The following is a 6,569-nucleotide window of genomic DNA, read 5'->3' as shown; positions in this document are numbered from 1 at the left end:
TGGCGCCGGTCGCGCCGGTGGTGCCCACGCCGCCTGCGGTGGGGGCGGCGGTGCCGGTGGCCGTGCCCGACGAGGCCCCCGGCGCGGTGGCCGTGGCGGTCATCGTGTTGGCATTGACCGTGCGGGCCGAACCGATGTTGGTCAGCCCGAAATTGTTGCCGTTGAGCGTTCCTGCGAAAATGCCCGGATTGGTCGCGGCCGCGCGGTAAGAAAACAACGTGTTGATATCACCAAAATTCTGGCCGCAGGCGGGATCGTCGGCAACGCTGAAGCACGTCTTCGTCGCCGAGGTGGTAACATCGGACAGTACGGTGGTGCTGTTCGGGTTGGCGAAGGTGATGGTGTGCCTGACGACATCGAGGAAGTAGAACCGGGTCTCTTTCGTCTGCAGGGCCAGCGAATCCGAAAGGAAAGTGGACGAGGCGTTAGCACCGTTGAGGTTGATGGTGCCGGCGGACAGCGTACCGCCGACGTTTTCCACCCGGCTGAATCCGTTGACCGACAGCGAGCCGCCCGAAACGACCTGCGGCGCATAAGACGGCCCCGACAGCCCATTGGCAAACGACTGGACATCGAAGCGGTGCATCTGGCGCCGGAAGATCTGCTCGTCATTGCAGACCGAGGGTGTTGCGTTGGTGCAGCTTCGCGCCCCCACGCTGACCAAGACCGAAGCGTCGGAGGTGGTCTGGGAAGACGTGGTCCGGGTCCAGTCGCCCGGGGTCGAGTTTGTAAAGTTCGTGGTGTTGATCGTGATGTCGCCCGACGCGTTGATCTGGCTATAATTGGCGATCGTACCAACAAAACCATACGTGGGGATGCTGGTCGTCAACGTGATCGAGCCACCGGAATCGATTGATCCGGCAAAGCCCGCCGAGGCGGAGGCGACGTCGCTTGTGCCCTTGTTGATGATCGCGCCGCCAGCCGTGATGTTGACCGCGGTGGCGCCGTAGATTTCGCCCGAGTTGATGACCTGCCCAACCTGGCTGACAAAGGCTGGACGCGCCACGATCGTGGTCGCACCACCCGACGCGATTGCCCCCGTGCTAGACACAACCAGAGGCTGATCGCTGCGCACCTCCAGGTTGAGCCCGCCGCCGCCGTAAATCAGTCCGTTTACCGTCAGCGGACCGAAGGTGGTGAGGCCCGACACCCCGCTGCCGCCCACTAACCTCGAACCCGCCCCCTGCATGGCGAGACTGTCCACCCCGATCAGGAACGAATCCGACGCGGAGATCTGCGCCCCGTCGGCCAATTGCAGCAGCGTTCCGCTCAGACCCGAATCGTTGGGCCGCATGGTGAACAGCCGCGAAGTGCTGCGTCCGCCGGTTTGGAAAACGAACTGGCGAACCTGGTTGGCGAGGATCGTGTCGGCGGACAGCAGGCCAGCATTGATCACCTGCGCGCCACTGCCCGGTGTGGCGAGGGTCAGCGCATCGTTGGCCACGATCTTGCCGCCCGCCGCGTTGCTGATGCCGTTGGTGCCGTTGAGGGCTAGTCCCGTCGCCGCCTCGATATCTCCGGTGCCGCCGTTGGTGATCGTGTCCGCGCTGATAGTGACGGCAGGGAATATCCCGCTCGCTGCTGGCACGAAGTAGATCGCGCCCTGGTTGAGCAACGCGCCCGAAAGCCCGATCGACGACCCCACATCGCCCTGGATCGTTCCCGCGTTGCTGATCGAGGCGATGCCGAGGTCGAGCCGCCCGGCCAGCAGCGTCGAGCCCGCACCGATGCCGAACGCCAGCCCACCCGCCTTGGCATCGAGCATGCCGACCACCTGGAATAGCCCATCGGTCCCGGTCGATCCGCCCGGCCCCGCAGTGAAGCGGTTGTCGAAGGCGATCGCGCGGTTGTCGCCGTTGATCGCGCGCAGCGCCAGGTTGCCGGCGACATAAACCGTGCCGGCGTTGGTCAGGTCGGTGCCGAGCGTTATCGTGCCGTTGTCGGGCGCGAAGACCGCGCCGAGCCGGTTGTCGAGCGAAGCCGCCGTCAAACCCAGCGTGCCACCGGTGAAGACCTTGCCGGTATTGGTCAGCGTGCCAGCGATCGTCAGGGTGGTCGCGCCGCTGCCGGTGACGAAGCGGCCCGCATTGACGAACGAGCCGAGTGTCAGGCTGGCCGCATCGGCGGCGATTGCCGCACCCGCATCGGTCGCAAGCACAGTGGCAGGCCCATCGATGGTCAGGCGGGCCGGCGTGGCTCCTGCGGCGGCCTGTGCGGCGATCACGCCGCTACCTGTCGCGGAAACGGAAAGGGTCGCGCCGGTGCCATGAATCGCGAGGTCGCCCGCGGCGATCACTGTGCCGCTGTTGACGAAGCCGCTGCCCGAAAGGTTGAAAGTGGCGTCCTTGCCGGACTGGATGGCCGAGCTGTTGGCCAAGTTCGCCGCATTGACCAGCAGCGTTCCCGCGCCGTCGGTCGATCCGATCAGCGTGCCCGCATTGTTCAGATCCCCTGCGAGCGTGAATGTGGCGCCCTTGTCAGCCTGGAACACGCTGCCGGCCAGGTTGGTGAACCCAGCGGCGGTGATCGCGGCGGTCCCGCCTTGCGCGTAGATCGTTCCCGCGTTCTGCCCCGCACCGCTGTAGGCCAGCGCCAGGTTGCCGCGGCTCTGGATCGTGCCCGGGTTGTCGAGCGAGGCGAAGCTCCAGTCGAGCCCGTTGCCGAGCACGAGGCCCTGGTTAATCAGTACGGTGCCGCTACCATCTAGCGTGATCCGCCCAGTGGCGGTGGGGCTGGCGGGCGCCGTCTGAATCGTGCCGGTGAGGCGATTGGTAAGCGCGATGCCTGTGCCGGAAAGCGTGATGTCGTCTTGCGCCGAGATCAGGCCAGCGTTGTCGAGCGTGGGTGCGCCACCGGCAAAGGTTAGTGCCAGTTTGCCCAGCGAAACCAGCCGCGCGCCCTGCTGCACCTTGAGCGACCCGAGGGTAAGCGCGGCATTACCGCTGGAGTTGGCCAGGAAGATCCGCCCGGCATCGTCCAGCAGACCCGCGATCGTGATTGCGCCGCCGATTTCCGACTGGATCTGCCCTGCCGAGGCATTGTCCAGATTGCCCGCAGCCAGTGTCAGCGTGGCATTGGCGCCGATCGTTCCGCTATTCGCCAGCGCACCCGAAACGGTCAGTCCGAGATTGCCGTTCGCCACGACCGTGCCCGTGTTGGCCAGGCTGGCGAGCGTGACCGCCACCGTCTGCCCGGTCACTTGGCCTGACTGGTCGGAGAAAGCGGCGTTGGCACCGCTGATTGACAACGCGCTGCCAGATACAATGCGTCCGGCGGCGGAATTGGTGAACGCAGCGGCGTTGCTGCCCGCGATCAGCGAAAGGTTGCCCACCGCCTGCAAAGCGCCACTGTTTGCCAGCATCGTCCTGAGATTGACGGTGAGCTCCCCGTTCGAGGCGAGGCTGCCGCTGTTGGTCAGCGAAGCGGCCGTGACCGTGCCGCTCCCTCCGGTATCGGCCGAGAGCACGAGGTTGCCGCTGTTGGCGAGCGTGCCCGCCACGTTTATCGTGTTCGATCCTGCTGTCGCGCCGATCGCGCCCGCGTTGTCGAGTGACGCAAGCCCAAGCGTCAGCCGATCGGCGGTGAGCACGCCGCCGGCGATGTTTACCAGCGAGAGTGCACCATCGCTCGTCAACGTGACCGGTGCCGCGCCCGTGGCCGCCTGTGCGGCGACCACGCCTGTTGCCGCGTTGGTGAGGATCACCGCATTGGTGCCACCGTGAAGCGCCACACCCCCGACGCCGAGCAGCGTGCCAGCGTTGCGAGAGCCAGCCGTGGCGAGGGTGAGCGAAAGCAGGCCATCGGCCTGCACGATCGCGCCCGCGGCGTTGTCGAGTGCGCCGCCGAGCGTGATTGCGCCGCCGTTGCCCTTGGTGGTGAGGATCGTGCCTGCGTTCTCCAGTGTGCCGCTCGCCGAAAGGGTCACGCCGGTACCAGCCTGGATGCCGCCCGAGGCGCTGTTCGCAACGCTCGCCGCCGTGCCGGTCACCGTGGCCCCCGCGATCAGCACGCCCGAATTGCTGGCCGCGCCGGTGGCGGTGAACGCCAGCGCGCCATTGGCGTTGAGCGCGCCGGCATTGTCGAGCGACGCAAGGGTGAGCGCGATGCCGTTACCGGTCAGCACCGAATTGGCCGCGGTGGTCAAATTGACCGCGGTGCCGCCGATGGTCACAGACTTGCCTGCAGCGGACCCCGCCTGGATGAACGCCTGTCCGGCATTGGTCACCGCCAGCGCGGTGCCGGTGCCGGTGATCGCCAGGTTGCCCTGCGCGAGCAGGTTGCCCGCGTTCGCCAGCGTGGCACCGCCGATCCGCAGCGCGAGATCAGCCTGCGAGACGATCTGCCCGCCGGCCTGGTTGTCGAGCGTGCCTGCGCTGATCGTGCCGCTTCCGCTGGCGTTGGCGAGATATACCGCGCCGGCGTTGACCAGCGCGCCGGTGGCGGACACGCTGCCGCCCATGCCCGATTGCAGCGTGCCCGTGGCAGCGTTGCTCAGCGAACCCGCCGTCACAACCAGCGTGCCGTTGGAGCCGACGGTGGCGCGGTTGGTGAGCGTACCCGTGGTAGCCAGGGTCAATGCGCTGCCGCCAACAACCGTGCCCGCGTTGTCGAGGCTAGCTAGCACCGCGTTGACCGTTGCGCCCGAGATGGCAGCGCCCGCTGCATTGGTTGCCACGGCACCACCGTCGATCGTCAGCCCGCGCGCGGCGCTGGTCGTGCCGTTGTTGGCGAAGCTGGTCGCCAGGTGCAGCGCCAGATCGCGAGAAGCCTGGAGCGTGCCGACGTTGGTCAGACTTCCTACGGTGATCGCAGCATCAGCGGCGGGATCGGTCGCGGCTATGAACAGTCCGGTGTTGGCCAGATTATCGGCGGTCGCGATAGTCCGGGCCGCCTGGACGGTCCCGTCATTGCGCAGCACGGCCGCCTTCATCGTCAGCGAACCGGAGGTGAGCAAGCGCCCGCTAGCGGCGTTGGTGAACGCCTCACCACCGCCGCCGCTGCGATCGGCCAACGTCAGATCGCCTTGCGCAACGATTGTGCCGCTGTTGGCGGATGTGCCGCCGAGCTGAAGCGCGATTCCTCCGGCATTGGCAGCGATCGTGCCCGCATTGTTGAGGCCTGCCCCGGCGCGGACCGTCACCGCGCCGTTGTCGCTGACCACCGTGCCATTGCCTGCACTGCTGACGAAACCCGCGGCATCGAGCGTCAGCGCGCCCGGGCTAGTGACCGCGTAGCCGCCGAGATCGAGATTGCCCGTGCCCGCGGTCAGCGTGAGGGCGCCGCCGTTGCTGTAGACGAACCCGCTGCCGGTGGTAGCCAAGCTGCCGACGAGCCCCGTCAGCGAACCTGCCGCACCATAGCTGGTCCCGCCCAGCGTCGCGGCACCGGCGATGTCGAAGGACATTGCGCCGCCGGCATAGCGCTGGTTGGCGTTGGCCAGCGCGGTGGCGGAAGCGGTATCGGCCAAAGCCGCAGACGTTAGCGACAGGTTGCCAGACGCGATGATCGCGCCACCGGTCAGGGTTGTCTTGCCCGCTGCGGCCAGCGCCAGGTCGCGCCCTGAGGTGAGGCTGGTATCGCTCGCGGTCAGGTCACCGGCGCCAGCAGAACCGGCAGCGATGGCGAGGTCGCGCGCGGCGGAGATACTGGCACGCAATTCGAGATCGCCCGCGGCGGTGATCGTCAAATCGTCTGCCACCGCGGCCGCATCGCCCAGCAGCCGAACGCCGACCCCGGCCTCGGTCGCGATCAGCCGGATGCGGTTGGCGTAGATTCCGCCGACAGCGGTCGAATCGATGGCGTAGTCGGGCGCCGCTCCAACGCCGGCCAGCGCGGAGGCGGTTCGTGCCTGGTAGTCCCAGCGGTGAGCGCCGCCGACGACATCGAGCACCTTCCCGTAAGCCGGCCCGCCAAGCGCGATCTTGCGGCCAAGCAGCGCAGCATAATCGGTCGTCTGGGCATCGAGCCCTGCTCCGGTTAACGCAATCGTCCCACCGGTCACGTCGAAGCCGAGCAATTGTCCTGTGCCGTCGATCCGCGAACGTCCGGTGGTGAGCGTGAACGCGGCAGTGTTGATCACTCCGCACCCGCCGCAGGAGATCCCGTTGGGATTGGCAACGATTACGTCCGCCCTCTGCCCGGCCACCTCCAGGTAGCCGGCGAGCACGGTTGGGTTGGTCGAGGTCACCTCGTTAAGGATCGCCCGGGCCGGCGCGGTGAGGTTGCGGTTGATGTCGACCAGCCCGGCCAGCTGGGTTGTCACCCGGCCTTCGGCATTGGCGTCGGCGGCGGTGGCGTTGTTGAGGACGACGCCCCGGCTGGAAACGTTGAAGGCGTCGTAGGTGTTGACCGAGATCCCCGCCGCATTGGGATTGGCGATCTGCACCACCGGCACCCCGTTATCGGCATTGCGGACCTGGGTGGCGGCGCTGTTCGGCGCCACTTGCGCCAGCAGTTGGCCGCCGGGAGCGGAGACCAGCATTGCTGCCAGCGCCAGCGTGGAGACCGAGCTGGCCGAACGCAGGCGGCGGGAGGGACTGCGGGTTGCCGTCAACGCGCGCATGGTTCGC

At 67.2% G+C, this 6,569-nt stretch carries 1 protein-coding gene; it reads right to left on the bottom strand.

What is annotated here, in order from left to right:
- The coding region (locus EH199_RS12615; RefSeq protein ID WP_190287256.1) for a filamentous hemagglutinin N-terminal domain-containing protein at nt 1-6,562 on the bottom strand (6,562 nt) is incomplete at its 3' end.
- Nucleotides 6,563-6,569 lie beyond the last annotated feature (7 nt).

It is taken from the genome of Novosphingobium sp. LASN5T, assembly GCF_003856955.1.
In the GTDB taxonomy this organism is placed as follows: domain Bacteria; phylum Pseudomonadota; class Alphaproteobacteria; order Sphingomonadales; family Sphingomonadaceae; genus Novosphingobium.
Note: the sequence above shows the minus strand (reverse complement) of the source record. Positions and strands in the feature narration are given on the sequence as shown.